An 18,426-nucleotide genomic window follows, 5' to 3' on the forward strand; every position below is an offset into this window, starting at 1 on the left:
ATGAGTACAACTTCCGCCGGTCTGGCGAAGAAACTCGGTTATACCAATATCAAAGTAATGCTCAAAGGCGTTCCTGGCTGGAAAAAAGCTAAGAACAAGGTTGTGGCCAGTGATGCTCACATTGAAAAAGGCAATATTATCCTTGTTGATGTCCGTCCTGCTGCTGAGGCTGCAAAAGGATTTATCGATAGGGCTGTCAACATTCCTTTTGATGAGCTGGAAGATGCAAAAGATGATTTCCCTCTAAAGGCGCCGGTTGTGGTCTATGGTGATGATGCTGAGAAGGCCTATTCGATGATAGCAAAATGGGGCCTGAAAACTGTTGCACTGGTTGATGGTGGCCTTGAAGGGTACGTAAGCCGAGGGCATGCACTTAAATCAGGTGAACCAGATATTGATGTAAGCTGGGAGCGTAAACTTGGTGAGGGCGAGGTTACCTTAGATGAGTTTATTAAGGCATCGGAGGGTAAGGTTGCCGAGGCAATGATCCTGGACGTCCGAACCACTGACGAGACAGCCAAGGGCCAGTATTCCAACTCTGTCGCGATTCCTTTAGATGAGTTGGAGGGGCGAATCGCAGAACTTTCCAAGGATAAAGAGTACTTGATTCACTGTTCAACTGGGGCAAGGGCTGAAATGGCTTATGCTATCATGAAAAAAGCTGGGATGAAGTCACGATGTCTCATTGCCGATGTTGAATGCACTGCCCCGGGAGAGTGCTCGGCAGACTAACCCTACTAAAAAAAACGTACAACACCATACCATAGTTTTACCCACAAAGGCGGTCTCCGGAAGAGATCGCCTTTTTTTATTTGGAATTAGGCAATGAAAAAAAAATATATATGCGTTAATAAATAGTGGAAATGTCTGACCGCTTCGGCGGTCAGACCTGAAGGCAATCTATCTGGAAAACAGGTCAAGCCCATGAGTAGAATTCTCTCGGTTATTTATGAATAAAATTATATGGTTGTCTATTATCTTGCTGCTTTCCTTCTGTGGGCTGCTACATGCGCAGGAGAACGATTTTGCTCAATGGTTGACAGCTCTTAAGTACGAGGCTCTTCAGGATGGTGTCTCGGCAGAGACCTTAGATAAAGCCTTTGAGAAAGTTAAACCCAATGAACTTGTTCTTAAACTTGACCGGAATCAACCGGAGTTCAAACTAACTCTTGAAACTTACTTAAACAGAGCGGTTTCTACTTCCAGGGTCTTGAAAGGGCGCGCCAAGCTTAAAGAAAATAAGGAAATTCTTGATGAAGTTGCCAAAAGCTACGGGGTTCAGCCCCGGTTTTTAATTGCACTTTGGGGTGTTGAAACCGATTTTAGCAGGGTGTTAGGCAGCTTTCCGGTAATTGAGTCTTTGGTAACTCTGGCCTATGATCCTAGGCGCAGTTCATTTTTCCGTAAAGAACTTCTGCACGCACTGCACGTGGTTGATGGAGGTCTTGCTACGGTTAAAACCCTTGAGGGTTCATGGGCAGGGGCATTTGGCGGGTTGCAGTTTTTGCCCTCAGTGTATCGAATTTACGCGCAGGATTTTAATAACAATGGCCAGGTTGATATATGGCATGAACCAGGAGATCTATTTGCCACAGGCGCCAATTATCTTGCCAAATCCGGTTGGCGTTCTGACCAGACTTGGGGAAGGCAGGTGCTTTTACCAGAAGCATTCAATTCAAAGCTCTTGGGTTTTGACACAAGTAAGACAATATCCGAGTGGCAAGCTTTGGGAGTTCGGCGTCTCAATGGCACAGATCTTCCTGACAGAGATTTCCCCTCTTCCATAATCCAGCCGGATAAAGAAGACCCACGCCTTTTTCTGGTCTACAATAATTTTCACACGCTCTTAAAGTGGAATCGGTCAAACTATTACGCCGTTGCAGTTGGTTTGTTGTCGGATATGTTGAGGTGAGACGACTGTAAGCGGAAGGCTGCTGTGTGTATCCAAGTTACAAAATTTCTATCTAAAGGTTGACGATGAGTTCTGATAATAAAAAATTTCCTGAAGGGATGGTTCCTCTGGGGAAGTCTAAATTTGCTTTTCGCTGTTATCCCGAGGTTCCGTGCTATACTGATTGCTGTCGGAAGCTTGAACTTTTCCTGTATCCCTATGATGTTATCAGGCTGAAGAACTCTTTAGGTATCAACTCTGAAGAGTTTTTGAACAGGTATGCCGGAGTAGTCAGCGGCGGCAACCCACTCTTTCCGTCTGTGATTTTACGAATGCTTGACAACGACGAGCATACCTGCCCATTTTTGAACGATTCAGGATGTGCTGTCTACGAGGACCGTCCTTCGGCCTGTCGAACCTATCCTCTGGAAAGGGCTGTTGACCGGCAAAGCGGTGGTGGCCGACCTGAAGAGTTCTATTTTATGACCAATCACCCGTACTGCAAGGGGCATAATGAGCCGACAGAGTGGTCTGTCCCGGAGTGGTTGAGGGACCAGCATCTACTGTATTATAACATGATGGATGATCTGTGGGCTGACCTTGATACACTTTTTCGATCGAACCCCTGGCAGAATGAAGGTGCCGCCGGACCTCTGCAACAGATGGCCTTCATGGCCTGCTACAATGTCGATGGGTTCAGAAAATACGCCGTTGAGGCTAAGCTGTTTGACCAGTTTAAGTTAAGTAAAGCCGAGCTCAAAAGTTTTGCTGAGGATGATGAAGCCCTTTTGCGGTTTGGTTTTAAATGGCTGCTCTACTTTCTTGGCAATAAGCCTGTCTTGAAGGCCCGGCCAAGACGCTAGGGTGATGGGCAGATGTTTGGCGATGTAATTAATGGCCTTAAAAATGGTCTGTTCCCGCCAGATTTAACAGCGTTGAAGAAACGTTTCAATATTGCCATAATTAAAAAACTGGCTGTTTTAAAGCTGCCCAGCCAGTTCTGGTCAAATGATCCCAAGATAAATCCTTCAATAGAACAACTTGCCTGTGTGGCTTTTATCCTAGAGGATGGTGAAAGTTTAAGCCTGGTGGAACTTGCTGTTGCACACGAGATATCCGGGAAGTTACGTGGTAAAGAGTCCGCCCATGAACTGGATAGTTTAGTTCGTGCCCGATTAAAAATAATTACTGATACCTTTCTTGGTTTTGCTACAGATAAAGCCTTTCTGTTCGAACTCTCCGGTAAGGTTAAACGTTGCGGTTCCTCCCTGAATATGTAGGCTTGGCTGGTGACAGTTGAACCTCTCTCCTTCTCTATTTCTCCCCTGCTTTTCTTTTATGTCGCGTTTTGATAGAATGAATACAGATGTGTAACTTAATTACACATCTGGTGCTTCTGATTGAAGAATATTGTGAATTTAAAATTTAAAAATTGTCGAGGTGAGGTCGGGGTTATATGCTGTTTGGCTGAATTGGTATGTGATTACAATAGGTTGCAATACTGTTCTTGGTGTTGGCTTGCAAGTTGCAAGTTTTTATAAGACATCATTTAACTTTGTCAAACATATTGTAGGTGAGAACGATGCAAAACATGGAAGTTACTGCCACTGAGGCATACAATTCAAAGCCGTCATTTCCCGCAAATTATAATGGGGTCAATCACTACCTCAAGGAGATCAGCTGCCATCGTCTCTTGAGCACTGAGGAGACCGAAGCGCTGGCCTTACGTGTTTATAATTACGATGATGATTATGCTGGCTCGCAGCTGGTTATTGCCAATTTACGGCTGGTCGTGAAAGTTGTTATGGACTTTCAAAAATACTGGATGAACAATTTTTTAGACCTTATTCAGGAAGGTAACGTTGGCTTGACTAAGGCTGTGAAAAAGTTTGATCCACACCGGGGGGTAAAATTCTCTTCGTATGCCGCTTACTGGATTCGTGCCTACATTCTGAAATCTATAATGGACAATTGGCGTTTAGTGAGAATTGGCACAACTCAAGCGCAGCGGAAACTGTTTTACCGGCTGAACAAAGAAAAGAAACTTCTGGAGTCCCAGGGTATCAGCCCGGATTCGGCGCTATTAGCTGAAAGGCTTGATGTTAAAGAAAAAGAGATTGTCGAAATGGAGAGGCGTCTTGATAATTACGACCTTTCACTGGAGTCTCCTGTTGGCCCCAATTCGGAGCTGGATCAGAAAAGCTTTCTGCCGAGCGAAAGTCCCGGGGTTGAAGAGATTGTTGCGGATAGTGAGTTTATTGAGTGGCTTCATAAGGAAATTGGAATTTTGGAGAAGACCCTCAGTCTAAGGGAACAAGTAATTCTCGCTGAACGTTTGCTGAGCCATGAGCCCCGTACCTTAAATGACATTGCTGAGCAGTTTGGCATTTCGCGGGAGAGGGTGCGACAGGTAGAAATTGGCCTCTTGGAGAAAATTAAAGATATTGTAAAGGAAGAGGTTGTTCTTCACTGAAGTTAGCCATTCAGGCTGTAGCTAAGAGGTTTGAGGTAAAAGGTGGCAGGGTGAAAAGGTGACAGATGCCTCGCACCTTTCACCTCGTACCTCGAACCTTTCACCTTTTCACCCACCGTTTATTCCTTCCATCTTGTAGTTCCACCTGTTTCTGCTGAAAAATTATATGACTGTCACTGATTAATTCAGCAATGTTTTCACGAAGTTCGCTACAGGGCCTGATTGTCATGTCAGGGGGAACTTCAATGTCAACTTCGCCACGTTTGTCAAAATGGATGGTCAAGCCTACGGGACAGTCGCCATAGAACTGCTGGAAGAGTTTTTTCAGGCCCTCGATGGTCGGCCTGGTAATGTTCTCAGCTTGGAGAATGACGTGGGCTTTCTCAGTGAATTTTTTACGGGCATCACTGATGCTGTCTACAGTTTCGGCGATGATTTTTGCACCGCGTTCATCGGCAGTCTTTAAGTTGCCCTGAATTATAATTGGTTCGTTTGTGCCCAGTAGTGCGGAGCATTCCGCAAATGTTCTTGGGAAAATGATGATTTCCATGCTGCCGGTGAGATCTTCTAAGGTAATAAAGGCCATGCGGTCGCCATTTTTACTCTTATGCTCCTTTAGGGTCCTGACAAGTCCGCCCACTCTCACCGGACGCTCATCTTCACTGGTTGACAGGGTAGCCAGATCGGCATCAACAATCTCTTTCAAATCATGTCTGTAGGAATCCAGAGGGTGGCCAGTGATATAAAACCCAACCGTCTCTTTTTCAGCAGCCAGCAACTCCTGTTGATCCCATTCGGGAATATTCGGCAGGGGAATTGAAGAGGCCTTTATTGAATCGCTTTCCGGGAGCAGGCCGAACAGGGAGATCTGGCCACTCTGCTTGTCCCGCTGGGCAGACTGAGCTTGCTCCAGAGCCTGGTCCAAAATAGTGAAAAGCTGGGAGCGTTTTACGCCAAAAGAGTCGTAGGCCCCAGCTTTTATCAAACTTTCAATAACCCGCCGATTCACCCTGCGCGAGTCGATTCTGTTGCAAAAATTTTCTAAACTCTTATAGGGCCCTTCTTTGTCTCGTTCTTCAATAATTGAATCAAGCGCCGCTCCACCGACATTTTTGACCGCAGCGAGACCAAACCTGATCCGGTCATCGATTACGTTGAAATCCTGATCGCTTTCATTGATGTCGGGCGGCAGAACTTCAATTTCATGGTCTTTACACTCATTTATATAGAGAACGACTTTATCGGTGTTATTTACATCGCAGGAGAGTAATGCTGCCATGAACTGGGCAGGGTAGTGGGCCTTGAGATAGGCAGTTTGGTAGGCGATGAGGGCGTAGGCGGCACTATGGGACTTGTTGAAACCATAGCCGGCGAATTTTGCCATCAAATCAAAGACGAACTCGGCCTTATCCTCCGGTACATTATTAGCCTTACTGCCGGCCATGAACTTTTCTTTTTCATTATCCATGACCTCCTTGATTTTTTTACCCATGGCCCGTCTGAGCATGTCGGCATCACCAAGGGAGTAGCTTGCCAGGACATTGGCAATTTTCATTACCTGTTCCTGATAGACGATGACGCCGTAAGTCTCCTTTAAAATGGGCTCAAGCTGTGGCAATGGGTATTTGGCCACCATTTTGCCGTGTTTGGTGTTGACGAAATCATCAACCATGCCGCTTTCCAGGGGGCCCGGTCGATAAAGGGCTACCAGCGCGATAAGATCTGTGAAAACCTCCGGCTTCATGCTGGTCAACAGGGCACGCATCCCGGAACTTTCAAGCTGGAAAACGCCAAGCGCGTCACCCTTGCGAAGAAGTTTGTAGGTCTTCTCGTCATCCATCGGGATGGTTGAGATATTAAGGCGTTTACCAAGAACCTTTTCGATAAGTCGATTGGCACGTTCAATTACAGTCAGAGTTTTAAGGCCCAAAAAGTCAAATTTGATCAGACCCGTCATCTCGGTATACTTCATGGCAAACTGGGTCAGGACCTCACCCTTTGGACCTCTGCAAACGGGAAGATATTCAACCATGGGTTTCGGGGAAACGACGACACCGGCAGCATGGGTTGATGTGTGACGGGGGAGACCTTCAAGGCGAATGGCGATTTTTAACAATTCATTAATCTGCGGGTCACGTTTCTGGAGGTCCTGAAGCCTGGGTTCTTCGTTGATGGCTTGTGGGAGTGTAATACCGAGTTTTTCTGGAATGAGCTTAGCGACTTTGTCAACGTCGGAATATGGTATTGCCAGCGCCCGGCCAACATCGCGGATAACACCTTTGGCTTTCATGGACCCATAGGTCACAATCTGGGCAACATGGGTATCTCCACCATATTTCTTCTGTACATACTCAATAACTTCGCCACGTCGTTCCTGGCAAAAATCAACGTCAAAGTCCGGCATGCCTTTTCTTTCAATGTTGAGAAATCGTTCAAATATCAGTCCGTAAGTTATCGGGTCAATATCGGTGATTTTCATGCAATAGGCAGCCAGGCTGCCGGCACCTGAGCCACGACCGGGCCCAACAGGAATATGCTGACCTTTTGACCAGTTGATGAAATCAGCTACGATAAGGAAATAGCCCGGAAAACCCATTTGTGTAATTATCTTGATCTCCATATCAAGACGGTCGCGGTAGGTCTTTTCAAGCTCTGGGGTCAGTTCGGTGTGGATTTTGACCTGTTCGAGCCGGTCTTCAAGGCCTGCTCTGGCCTGTTGTTCAAAAACGCTATCGAGGCTCTGGCCTTCAGGGAGTTCAAAGATGGGAAAATAATGTTCATCAAAGCTCAAGTCAAGATTGCACTGATCGGCAATCTTGCGGCTGTTTTCAATGGCTTCAGGGCAGTCAGCAAAGGCTGTGCGCATTTCAGCGGGAGATTTGAAATAAAGCTCGTCAGTAGAGAAACGGAAGCGGTCTTCATCTGTGATGGTTTTGCCGGTTTGGATGCAGAGAAGCACCTCATGGGCGTAAGCATCTGAACGCTCCAGATAGTGACAGTCGTTGGTGGCCACAAGGGGGATGTTAAGTTGCGCTGAAAGTTTTTTGAGTCCCTGGTTTACGGCAATCTGTTCTTGTAGGCCATTTTCCTGTATTTCGAAATACAGACGGTCTGGAAAAAGTTTGTGCAGCTCTTTAGCCGCTTTTGCTGCACCGTCGAAATCCCCGTTGTGACCAACCAGGTAAGGGACTTCCCCATGAAGGCAGGCGGTGAGGGCAATGAGCCCTTCGCTATGTTGGGCAAGTACTTCCTTGTCGATTCGAGGTTTGTAGTAAAAACCCTCCATGTAGGCAATACTGGCAAGTTTGAGCAGATTCTGGTAGCCGGTTTTGTTCATGGCCAGCAGGACGAGGTGGTAATACTGAAGCGTGTCTCCAGCTTTAGCCTTTTTTATATGACGACTGACGGGCGCCACGTAGAATTCACAGCCAATAATTGGCTTAAGTTTTGCCTTTTTTGCAGCAACATAAAATTCCAGAGCGCCATACATTGAGCCATGGTCAGTGATGGTGACGGTATCCATTCCATACTCTTTGCATTTATCAAAGAGGTCATTGAATCGAATGGCGCCGTCAAGCATACTGTATTGCGTGTGAACGTGAAGATGGGTGAAATCTGCTGGTTGTGTCATTGAATAATCCTGATAATGGTTATACTGTCTTTTTGCCTAGGTTTGCCACACCCATCTGTCGGAGGGTTTCCAGACTGGCCCAGAGATCATCTTCGGAGTGAGGTTCGAGCGTAATAAGCGGGTTGAGCCTGTTTGCCGCCAGGTAGTTGAAAAGGGCGGCAAAATCAAAAGAACCATGTCCAATTGCCAGATGCGAGTCATGGGTGCCGGTATTGTCATGTAGATGTAAATGACCTAACCAGGGATTCATCTCGGGTAACCACTCCTGCCAGGTTGATTTGGCGAAGGCCAGCAGATGCCCTGTGTCAAGGCAGAATCGAGCCAACGGAGAGTTTAAGGACTCAAGCATTTTTTTGTGTTGGGTAGGATTGAACTCGTAGGTGTTTTCCAGGGCGACAGTTGTGCCACTTGCTGCAGCAATTTCAATAAGTTCATGCCAGGTCTGGCGTGCAGCAGCAAACCACTCGTTTTGTTTGTAGCCATGTTTGTTGGCCTCAAAGTTCAAATGACAAATAATGGCTTTGGGGTGAAAGATTTCAATAAGAGCAAATGCACTGCGCAATTTGGCTCTGGTCGCTGAGAGGATTTCCTTGTCGAGCGCTCCAGGTGCAAGATCAAAAAAAGGGGCATGCAGTGTGCAGCTTAGGTTGTTTTCTTCTAAGCGACGGGCAATAACCCCAAAATCAGAGTCAGACTGGTCATAGAGTACATCGCCTTCAAGGCCGATCTCTGGCTGAAGTTGGTGTTCGATGAATACATCGATGAGACCATCTTTCAACTTCATGAATGGGGCATTGATGAAGCAGCGGTCTGCTGGGATAGTAAATTTCATTTTGGCAGTGATGACTAATCGAGCTTTTTTGCCTCGTCAATGAGCATGACAGGAATATCGTCGCGAATTTCATAGAGTAATTTGCAGGCCTCACAAATTAACCCGTCGTTTGATTCATTAAGTTTGATTTCGCCCTTGCATTTGGGGCAGGCGAGGATGTCCAAAAGTTCTTTGCTGATCATAGCTGGCTCCTGAATGTATGCTGATTAGCGATACAATTAGTGATTGTGTCGCCGACGGTCTAATTTAAAAAAAACAGGATACTAACCCCGATGAACGGGATAAGTGCCTTTCGCAGATTATTTTCTTGTAAAAAAACAAGAAAATAATCTGTAAGGCACTAAAATAGTGAGTGAGGGGTAATGCGTCAAGAAATAACAGAACGTATAAAGATTAAGGCATTTCTAAAACATCGTTAACTGCTCTGAGGAGATCTTCTTTTTTAATGGGTTTGGTTAACGTTTTTTTTGTACCGATACTTTCGGCCAATGACAGGTAGCGATCTGGTTCGATTATGCCGCCACCGGAGATGGCAATAACTTTAACGTTTTGGAACTCTTTTTCAAGTTCAATAATGGTTCTGAGTCCATCTTTTACCGGCATGACCATATCTGTTATGATCAGATCGGCCTGATGATTTCGAAAAATCTCTATTCCTTCCTGGCCGTCACCGGCGGTGTCTACAGTGTGCCCCTCAGTTTCGAGGATTTGCCGGAAAATCTTAACTATCCAAGGATCGTCGTCTATAACCAGTATATGAGCCAAAATAAACCTCGTGTTGTGACGATCTGTAGCATGGGTTGCCGATGATGTCGATGGGTGAAAATACTAAAATAACTCTTCTTTTATCCGATAAACCGAATAATTCAAGGCTATTTTAGTAAACGTGATCAGTTTGTTGGTTCCTTTAAAAGGTCGGTGCTGAGGTAGCGTTCTCCAGTGTCAGGGAGTATGACCACGATGGTTTTTCCCCGGTTATCCTCTTTTTTGGCAGTTTCAAGAGCTGCAAATGCGGCTGCCCCTGATGAGATTCCGCACAAGATGCCTTCCTGCAAGGCCAACTGTTTTGCACAGTCGATTGCTTGTTCATTACTGACACAGAAAATTTCATCGATTATGGAGGTGTTTAAGACGTCTGGAATAAACCCTGCCCCGATTCCCTGGATTTTATGCGGGCCGGGTGTGCCGCCTGAAAGAACAGGGGAGTCTTTAGGCTCAACGGCGATGCTGCGAACTGTAGCTTTACGTCCTTTGATGACTTCAGAAACACCAGTTATAGTGCCGCCAGTTCCGACACCGGCTATAAAGATATCGATGGTGCCGTCGGTGTCGCGCCAGATCTCCTCTGCAGTGGTCTGGCGGTGAATTTGGGGGTTGGCAGGATTGGAAAACTGATCCGGCATAAAGCTGTCTGGTATTTCATCGCAAAGTTCTTTGGCCTTGGCAATGGCCCCTTTCATGCCTAAAGGGCCAGGAGTAAGCACTAGTTCGGCCCCAAAATGTTTGAGCAGCATACGTCTTTCAAGACTCATTGTCTCAGGCATTGTCAGAAGGAGTTTCAAACCCCGCACAGCACAGGTGAAGGCTAAGGCGATACCTGTGTTGCCGCTGGTTGGCTCAATAATAGTTGTTGAAGGCCTGATTTTTCCGGCACTAACACCAGCATCAATCATCGCCACACCAATTCTGTCTTTTACGCAAAACAATGGGTTGGCCGATTCAACCTTTGCCAGCACGGTGGCAACGCCATCCTTATTGATGGCGTTGAGTTGAACAAGTGGAGAGTTGCCGATGGTTTTGGTGAGGTCTTGATAGATATTTTTCATGATTAATCCCCCTTGTCACTTGATTTTGAAATGTTGTTGCCCACAAAGTTTAAATCCGGGCGCTTCAGTAAAACTTTGGTGTCCACAGGAACACTCTCTGTGAGCCAGATATTGCCGCCAATAACTGAGCGGGCGCCAATTGTGGTCTGACCACCGAGTATTGTCGTGTTGGCATAGATGATAACTTCATCTTCAATGGTAGGGTGACGTTTCTGGTTGCGAAACCGGTCGCCGGCATCTCGTGGTAAAGAGAGGGCGCCGAGAGTTACACCTTGATACAGTCTGACCCGACTGCCAATTTCAGTTGTCTCGCCAATAACGATACCGGTACCGTGGTCAATAAAAAAGCTATCGCCAATGGTGGCACCAGGGTGTATGTCGATACCAGTCAGGCTATGGGCGTGTTCCGTCATAATTCGTGGTAGTACGGGGACTGAAAGTGTGTGGAGGGCATGCGCTATTCGGTAAATTGTTATTGCCAAGAGCCCTGGGTAGCTGAAAATAATCTCATCGGGACTTTGGGCGGCAGGGTCGCCCTCCAGGGCAGCTTTGATGTCTGTGGACAGAAGTTTTTCGATCTGGGGCAGTTCGGTGATAAACTGCATAGAGATTTCATGACCGCGAACTCGGCAATGAGTACACGATTTTTTTGATCGGAAGCACTCATGCTGCATGGCAAGCACAATTTGTTTGCTCAGATTTGTATAGAGCTCTGTGAGCTCCTGACCAATAACATACTCTATGCTGTTGGCATTGATTGTTGCATCAGTAAAATAGCCGGGAAAAAGGATGCGACGGGTCTGGTGAATAATTTGAACTACTGAGTCATGTGAGGGTAGCGGTACAGGGCCTGCGTGTTCAGAACTCTCTTTGCTCTCCCAGGACTTGACAAGACGCGCAACAGTTTTGGGTATTTTATCGGAAAACAGCCGGATCTGTTCCTCTTCGTCGATACATTGAAAGTTAGCCTGGAGTAGTTCATCCATTGTTCTGCCTCGATATCTGGTAACATTGTTAAATGTAGGTTGATCTTCTCTGGGATGCCATGGGGCATAAAGCGCCAGGCCTCTCTATCCTGTGTAAGAACTATCTCTGCCGATCAGGAAAATCCCGTATGTAGCTCGCAGTTCCGGGAGAAATCGAACAATAGTCCCCTCCCTGTCGTCATTTTGGGTGTTAATTGCGACCTGCTGAAGAATTGAAAACCCGAAACTTTTTGAAAATTCGATGAAATCATTAATCGTGATAACACGAATGTTTGGAGAGTTATACCAACTATAGGGGAGCTGGCTGGTCTGTGGTGCCCGGGCCTGGAAGAGCAGCTGCATGCGACATCCCCAATGGCTGAAGTTTGGAAAACTCACCACCACCTTCTTGCCAATGCGCAGCAAGTCTTTAAGTAACGCCTCCGGTTGGTAGACCTGTTGAAGTGTCTGGCTTAAAACCACGTAATCAAAGGCCTGGTCAGCATAATCCTTGACCTCTTCATTAATGTCACCCTGCAAGGCAGTCAGGCCCTTCGCTATACATTTCTCGATGTTTGTCTCTTTAAAGTCAATACCGGTGCAAAGGACCTTTTTCTCTTTTTTAAGAAAATAAAGAAGATCACCCTCGCCACAGCCGAGATCTAGAACCCTGGCTCCCGGCTCAATCCAGGAAGCAATTACCTCAAGGTCAAAGCGCATAATTAACAGAACTCCAGGGTCATTCGCTCGAGAAAACCCTTCAGCAGGGAGCTTAAACGCTGATTAGGTAAAAGGAATGCATCGTGCCCCCATTGTGCCTCAATTTCGCAGAAGCTGACATCGATACTGTGCTTTTTCATGCGTTTGACCATAGCCTTGGATTTTCTGGTGGGATAGAGCCAGTCAGAGGTAAATGATACAACCAGGTATCTAGCCTTTGATTTTGCAAAGCAGGGGACACCATCCTTGGGTGGTAAGGTCATGTCAAAATAGTCGGCGGCCTTGGTTATGTAAAGAAATGAGTTTGCATCGAAACGTTCGACAAACTTGATGCCCTGGTAACGGAGATAGCTTTCAACCTGGAAATCCGCATCAAAATTAAAGGATAAGTCTTTTTTGTTTTGCAGGCGGCGACCAAACTTATTTCGCATTGACTCGTCAGAGAGATAGGTGATATGGCCTATCATTCTGGCAACGGCAAGGCCGAGATCCGGTTTTTTGCATCCGTAATAATCGCCATGGTTCCAGTTTGGGTCTGCCATTATCGACTGTCTGGAGACTTCGTTAAAGGCGATGGCAAGTGCTGAGTGGCGCTGGGCGGTGGCTAAAGGCACAGCACTAAAAACCATCTCCGGATAACGAACACTCCACTCAAGAGTTTGCATGCCGCCGATTGACCCACCGATGACAGAGAGCAGCTTTGTGATGCCAAAAAAATCAATCAGCGCCTTCTGGGCTTTGACCATGTCGCCGATAGTAACAACCGGAAAAGTAAGGCCATAGGGCTTTTGGCTGGCATGGTTAACTGAGGATGGGCCTGTCGAGCCCATGCAACTGCCAATAATGTTTGTACAGATTACAAAGAATCTGTCGGTGTTGATAGCCTTGCCTGGACCGACCATGATCTCCCACCAGCCGGGTTTTTCGGAGTTCTCATGATAGCCGGCGGCATGGGCATCACCGGAAAGGGCATGGCATAACAGTATGGCATTGTTTTTCTCTGGATTTAGGGTGCCATATGTTTCATAGGCCAGAGTTACGTGTCCCAGAGTTTCACCGCTCTCAAGGGTGAGAGCGGTGGGCAGGGTGAAGAACTGTGTGTTGACCAGGCCAATCGATTCGGAAGTCATTTTTAGTGGGGTTCGATTAAGTCAGAATATGAGCGTAATAGCAACAGGTGAACCGATACTCAGTTTATTATGCCTTGCCAAGGGCCTGATCCAAGTCGGCAAGGATATCCTCAATGTTTTCGATTCCAACGGAAAGCCGAATAAAATCGTCAGTGACACCCGCTTCGGCCTGTTGTTCATGGCTGAGTTGCGAGTGCGTGGTACTGGCGGGGTGAATGGCAAGAGATTTTGCATCGCCGACATTGGCCACGTGTGAAAATAGTCCAAGGGAATCGATAAATTTCTGGCCTGCACTAACCCCGCCGTTGATACCAAAGCCAACCATGCCGCCAAAGCCATTTTGCAGATATTTTTGAGCGAACTGGTAGGTGGGGTGGTCTGGCAGTCCCGGGTAGATAACCTTATTGACCTTTGGGTGGTTCTCAAGAAATCTGGCCACGGCTAAGGCATTTTCACTGTGCCGTTCCATACGCAGGGCAAGGGTTTCAAGCCCCTGCAAAAACAAAAAGGCATTAAATGGACTCATGGTGGGCCCGAGATCACGTGTGAACCGAGATTTAAGTTTTACAATATAAGCCAACTGACCAAACTCTTTGAGGTAGTTTAGCCCTCCCCGGTATGAGGGGTCGTCTTCACTTAACTCGGGGAACTTACCGGTGCCCCAGTTAGTTTTGCCGGAGTCGACAACGAGGCCGCCGACGGATGTCCCGTGCCCGCATATCCATTTAGTAGCAGAATGCATGATAATGTCGGCGCCATGGGAAAAGGGCTGGCACAGGTATGGAGTGGCAAAGGTGTTGTCGATAATCAATGGAATGCCGGCTTCGTGGGCCGCACCTGAAACGCCTTCGATATCAAGAACATTTAATTTAGGGTTGCCAATGGTTTCTGCAAAGATAGCCTTGGTCTTGCCATCGATCGCCTTGCTGAAATTTTCTGGTGTGGGATCGACAAACCGCACATTAATACCGAATTTTTTAGGAAATGTAAGATCAAATAAGGTGAACGTGCCGCCGTAAATGGTCTTGGAGGCAACTATGTTATCTCCACTGTTGGCAATCGTCAGGATCGACATAAAGGTGGCGGCTTGACCGGATGAGAGCGAAGCTGCTGCCAGTCCGCCTTCGAGATCGGTGATGCGTGTCTCAAGGGTCTCATAGGTTGGATTGGTAAAGCGGTTGTAGATCTCACCAGGGAAATCAGGCCCCTTTAGGGCAAAGAGATTGGCCGCCTGCTCAGTTGACGAAAAGGTGTAGGCGGTTGTTTGGTGAATCGGGACTGCGCGAGCTCTTGTAATAGGATCGGGTGTGTAGCCACTGTGGAGTGCTTTTGTGTTAAAACCGTAGTTACCCATTGTTAGTCTCCTGCATGGTATTGGAAAAATTCAAATTAACAAAAATTATAGCCTGTAATCGGTGCTCAGAGCAATTTTTTTAGGGAAGTTAATCAACTTTCGGGTCAATCAACGAGGATAATACTTCGCACTCTCTGCAAATTGTCATTTTTTCTTTCCAGCTCTTTTTGACCTGACACTCACAGATTGTGCCATTGATAAACCAACAAAGTTTACCGGCCTGATACTCCCAGGCTGGACAGTTTTTCTTACGATGGGGTGGACATTTTTTTATTACCCAGCATGGTTTAAGATTTTTCTCGTCAGTACGCAAGCGGGAAAGTAAAAAGAATATCTGACGCTCAATATGTGCCGGTATTTTGCGCCATCCCTGTTCATAGCTGTGGATTGCCTTAATGGAAACGCCAAGAAGTTCGGCCATCTGCTTTTGGGTCTTGAGTAACGTTTTCCTTATTTTCAGAAACTCCGTAAAATCCATGTCTCCCCCGGTATATTAAAATACGTAAGGTTTTTGTGGCGATGCACAATTGGCGCAGAATTTTGCCTGACTTTTTATCTGTAAACGCATACTGAAATTACTAACTCGCGATAATACCACAGTGTGGTACGCCTATCAAGTTTTTTGTATGAATTTAAGAAAACTTTAAGGAAATACAGGCTGATGCGTTTTTTTACGTTTACTATCTCTCCGAAATGATTAATCTTTTGTTAAGCAAAGGGGAATGTGATGCGTTATAAAAATACAATTGGTGCTGTGTTTTGGTCGTCGATGCTTGGTATTATTCTAGAATTTTTGTTGTTTAACAGCCTTGGGAGGGCCTCAGGTATGGAGCGGCTAATTGTTGATAGGGCGAATACAATTGAACATTTTGTCGCCAGCGAAATAGAGAAAGGGCATCTGCCAAACAAGTTAATCAGTGAAAAAAGTCCGTATCTTCTCCAACATGCCTTTAATCCTGTGCACTGGCATCCCTGGGGGGAAGAGGCCTTTAGCATTGCAGTAAAGGATGATAAGCCGATCTTTCTCTCAATTGGTTATTCGACCTGTCACTGGTGCCATGTCATGGAAAAAGAGTCCTTTGAAAATCCTGAAATTGCCGCCATTTTAAATAAATATTTTATCTCCATAAAGGTTGATAGAGAGGAACGTCCAGACCTGGATCAGGTCTATATGGCTGTTACACAGGCTATGGCAGGCAGCGGCGGTTGGCCAATGTCTGTTTTTTTAACCCCTGAACTCTTACCTTTTTACGCCGGCACATATTTCCCGCCGGAACCCAAATATGGCAGGCCCGGTTTGCCGGAACTGCTTAACTCTATACATAATGCCTGGCAGTTAGATAAAAAGACAATTGTTGATAAGGCTGGTTCTATTGTCAAACAGCTTTCGGAGCTGGAAAATAGAGCTCCGGTCGAAGGGTATGTTCTAAATGATTTTGCGATTGAGGCCGCCCGGCAATTCAAAGGGAGTTATGACAGCGAGTATGGTGGATTCGGCAGTTCTCCGAAGTTCCCGCGACCAGTTGTCTTTAGCTTTTTGTTTCGGCATGGGCAAAAAAACAACGACCAACGGTTGATTGATATGGGGCTGGAGACCATAAGAAATATGGCTCATGGTGGCATGTATGATCATCTGGGCGGCGGCTTTCATCGTTATTCGGTGGATCGTTACTGGCGGGTTCCTCATTTTGAAAAGATGTTGTATGACCAGGCCTTGCTGGCTGTATCCGCCTTGGAAGCCTATCAAATTTCAAAAGACTCCTTTTTTGCTGATCTTGCCACAGATACCATTGATTTTGTATTAAGAGAGATGACGAGTGCTGATGGAGCGTTTTATTCAGCGCTCGATGCGGACAGCCCTGTGCCTGAGAACCCTGAGGTGAAAAGTGAAGGTGCCTTTTATCTTTGGTCGCACGATGAGATTAGCGCAACATTGTCGCCAGTGTCAGCACGGGTCTTTTCGTATCGTTATGGGGTTTTGCCTGAAGGAAACACTCTTGATGACCCGCATGGCGATTTTGGCGTCAAAAATGTATTGTTTGCAGCGCACACTCAATCCCAGACGGCCACGAAATTTGCTTTATCCGAAATTGAAACTGCTACACTTTTAAACGATGCCAAGGTGCTGCTCGATCAGAAGAGGAACCAGCGACCGCATCCGCACCTTGACGATAAAATCCTAGCCAGTTGGAACGGGTTGATGGTCAGCGCCCTGGCCAAAGGTGCTGTTATTTTGGATAACCAGCACTACCTTGAGGCTGCCAATAAGGCTGCCAAATTTCTTCAGAACACCATGATTAACATTGCCACTAAGCAGATATTTCACAGATATCGTGATGGCGAGGCAGGTATTGCCGGACAGCTTGACGATTATGCCTTTGTCTGCCAGGGCTTTATTGATCTGTATGAAGCGACTTTTAACCCGCAATGGCTGGTTCTTGCCAAGATGTTGACTGAGACGCAGCTGGAACAGTTTGCAGACAATGCTGCCGGGGGATTTTTTGAGAGCTCTGGGGTTGACTCCAGCGTTATTTTAAAGATGAAGACTGATTATGATGGTGCTGAACCTGCCGGGAATTCAGTTTCAGCTCTTAACCTTTTGAGGTTGGGGCAGATTTTTGACAGCAAATACACTGAGATCGCTGAAAAGGCTGTCCGTTCATTTTCGGGGGTGTTGAAGGCTGGCGCATCAGCCATGCCGCAGATGCTGGCGGCGGTTGATTTCATGGAGAGTAAGCCGCTGCAGATTATTATTGCAGGCAATCTGGAGGCGTTGGATACCAAGGTCATGCAAAAGACGGTTGCGACTTATTTTCTGCCCAATAAAGTGTTGCTTTCTGCTGGCGGCAAGGAGTTCCCGGCAGCACTACAGAAGTTGCCTGACTATTGGGAAGCCATGACGATGGTTGATGGTAAAGCCACCGCCTACATCTGTAAAGAGTTGGCCTGCCAGCCTCCGACAAATGATCCGGTCCAGCTTGAGGCAATTTTAAGCGTGAAGTAAGGCTTAATGTAAAGGTCGACATGTGGCGCCACCAGAACTTGTCCGTCAGGCCGCATATGTTCACGACGTCCGCTGAAGTGCCCGATTGGCAATTTTATTTTTTCAATGATTCTAAGCTGTTAATCAGGTCTACAGGGCTAAAGGTAGGAAGTTTTGATTTTTCGAAATCAGCAATATTCCTTGTAACTAATACACCCTCTGTTTTGATTTTCCCGTAAAATTTCCCCAACAGGAACAAAATCAAGATGCTATTGATAATTATTCCTATAAATATGCATACTCTTTAAGGTTTTGGCGACTTTCAAACCTTTTAGTGCCATTTTATCCCATATTGGTGGCCAGTTTCCTGTATGCAAGGCGTACTACTGCCTTTGCTAACGATTTCATAATCTTTTTGATGTTATGGACAGTACATACAAGGGAGAATTCTCCACTTGTTTTTTCATGTCCTCTGACGCTGAAGCCTCGAAACCCGGCATTCTTTATCTGGCCGAACATTGGTTCAACAATAAGTTAATTAGGGTAAGTTAATTAGGGTCAAAGTTAATTAGGGTCAGAGTAAAATTAAACTCTCTCTTTCCGCCATCCTAACGGCCGTCC

The 18,426-nt window shown here is 46.3% G+C and carries 16 protein-coding genes and 1 pseudogene; 6 read left to right on the plus strand and 11 right to left on the minus strand.

What is annotated here, in order from left to right; all coding sequences use genetic code 11:
- The 5 genes from HQK80_06710 (at position 1) to HQK80_06730 (ending at position 4,364) form a co-directional block, all read left to right on the plus strand.
- Complete coding sequence (locus HQK80_06710) at positions 1-732, plus strand: rhodanese (protein ID MBF0221905.1); 732 nt, start codon at positions 1-3, stop codon at positions 730-732.
- 217 nt (positions 733-949) lie between these two features.
- The gene (locus tag HQK80_06715) at positions 950-1,912 is read left to right on the plus strand and encodes a lytic murein transglycosylase (protein ID MBF0221906.1); all 963 of its coding nucleotides are present in this window, start codon (positions 950-952) and stop codon (positions 1,910-1,912) included.
- Positions 1,913-1,977: 65 nt separating this feature from the next.
- Entirely contained in the window at positions 1,978-2,754 is a 777-nt protein-coding gene (locus tag HQK80_06720) for a YkgJ family cysteine cluster protein (protein ID MBF0221907.1), read from the plus strand.
- A gap of 12 nt (positions 2,755-2,766) precedes the next feature.
- On the plus strand, positions 2,767-3,171 hold the full coding sequence (locus tag HQK80_06725; GenBank protein ID MBF0221908.1) for a hypothetical protein: 405 nt from the start codon (positions 2,767-2,769) through the stop codon (positions 3,169-3,171).
- A gap of 302 nt (positions 3,172-3,473) precedes the next feature.
- Positions 3,474-4,364 (plus strand): RNA polymerase factor sigma-32, encoded by an 891-nt coding sequence (locus HQK80_06730; protein MBF0221909.1) that lies wholly within the window; start codon positions 3,474-3,476, stop codon positions 4,362-4,364.
- Between the two features lie 100 nt (positions 4,365-4,464).
- Here the strand turns inward: HQK80_06730 and dnaE are convergent, their stop codons facing one another.
- From dnaE to HQK80_06780, 10 genes are all read right to left on the minus strand, one after another.
- Complete coding sequence (gene dnaE / locus HQK80_06735) at positions 4,465-7,995, minus strand: DNA polymerase III subunit alpha (GenBank protein ID MBF0221910.1); 3,531 nt, start codon at positions 7,993-7,995, stop codon at positions 4,465-4,467.
- 19 nt (positions 7,996-8,014) lie between these two features.
- Positions 8,015-8,827, minus strand: a complete 813-nt coding sequence (locus HQK80_06740) for a sugar phosphate isomerase/epimerase (GenBank protein MBF0221911.1) — start codon at positions 8,825-8,827, stop codon at positions 8,015-8,017.
- A gap of 14 nt (positions 8,828-8,841) precedes the next feature.
- The gene (locus tag HQK80_06745; protein ID MBF0221912.1) at positions 8,842-9,009 is read right to left on the minus strand and encodes a Trm112 family protein; all 168 of its coding nucleotides are present in this window, start codon (positions 9,007-9,009) and stop codon (positions 8,842-8,844) included.
- A gap of 211 nt (positions 9,010-9,220) precedes the next feature.
- Positions 9,221-9,592, minus strand: coding sequence for a response regulator (locus HQK80_06750; protein MBF0221913.1), 372 nt, complete (start codon positions 9,590-9,592; stop codon positions 9,221-9,223).
- Between the two features lie 125 nt (positions 9,593-9,717).
- Positions 9,718-10,653, minus strand: coding sequence for a cysteine synthase A (gene cysK / locus HQK80_06755; GenBank protein ID MBF0221914.1), 936 nt, complete (start codon positions 10,651-10,653; stop codon positions 9,718-9,720).
- 2 nt (positions 10,654-10,655) lie between these two features.
- The gene (locus HQK80_06760) at positions 10,656-11,639 is read right to left on the minus strand and encodes a serine acetyltransferase (protein MBF0221915.1); all 984 of its coding nucleotides are present in this window, start codon (positions 11,637-11,639) and stop codon (positions 10,656-10,658) included.
- Between the two features lie 84 nt (positions 11,640-11,723).
- The gene (gene metW / locus HQK80_06765; protein ID MBF0221916.1) at positions 11,724-12,338 is read right to left on the minus strand and encodes a methionine biosynthesis protein MetW; all 615 of its coding nucleotides are present in this window, start codon (positions 12,336-12,338) and stop codon (positions 11,724-11,726) included.
- Positions 12,339-12,340: 2 nt separating this feature from the next.
- Positions 12,341-13,468 carry a homoserine O-acetyltransferase gene (locus HQK80_06770; protein ID MBF0221917.1) on the minus strand — a complete coding sequence of 376 codons (1,128 nt, stop codon included), beginning with the start codon at positions 13,466-13,468 and terminating at the stop codon, positions 12,341-12,343.
- Positions 13,469-13,535: 67 nt separating this feature from the next.
- Positions 13,536-14,822 carry an O-acetylhomoserine aminocarboxypropyltransferase/cysteine synthase gene (locus tag HQK80_06775; protein ID MBF0221918.1) on the minus strand — a complete coding sequence of 429 codons (1,287 nt, stop codon included), beginning with the start codon at positions 14,820-14,822 and terminating at the stop codon, positions 13,536-13,538.
- 88 nt (positions 14,823-14,910) lie between these two features.
- Complete coding sequence (locus HQK80_06780; GenBank protein MBF0221919.1) at positions 14,911-15,300, minus strand: helix-turn-helix transcriptional regulator; 390 nt, start codon at positions 15,298-15,300, stop codon at positions 14,911-14,913.
- 348 nt (positions 15,301-15,648) lie between these two features.
- Here HQK80_06780 and HQK80_06785 point away from each other — a divergent pair, with 348 nt between their 5' ends.
- The gene (locus tag HQK80_06785; GenBank protein ID MBF0221920.1) at positions 15,649-17,826 is read left to right on the plus strand and encodes a thioredoxin domain-containing protein; all 2,178 of its coding nucleotides are present in this window, start codon (positions 15,649-15,651) and stop codon (positions 17,824-17,826) included.
- Between the two features lie 321 nt (positions 17,827-18,147).
- Here the strand turns inward: HQK80_06785 and HQK80_06790 are convergent.
- Positions 18,148-18,336, minus strand: a pseudogene (locus tag HQK80_06790) (transposase).
- Positions 18,337-18,426 lie beyond the last annotated feature (90 nt).

This window comes from Desulfobulbaceae bacterium (genome assembly GCA_015231515.1).
Taxonomy (GTDB): Bacteria; Desulfobacterota; Desulfobulbia; order Desulfobulbales; family VMSU01; genus JADGBM01.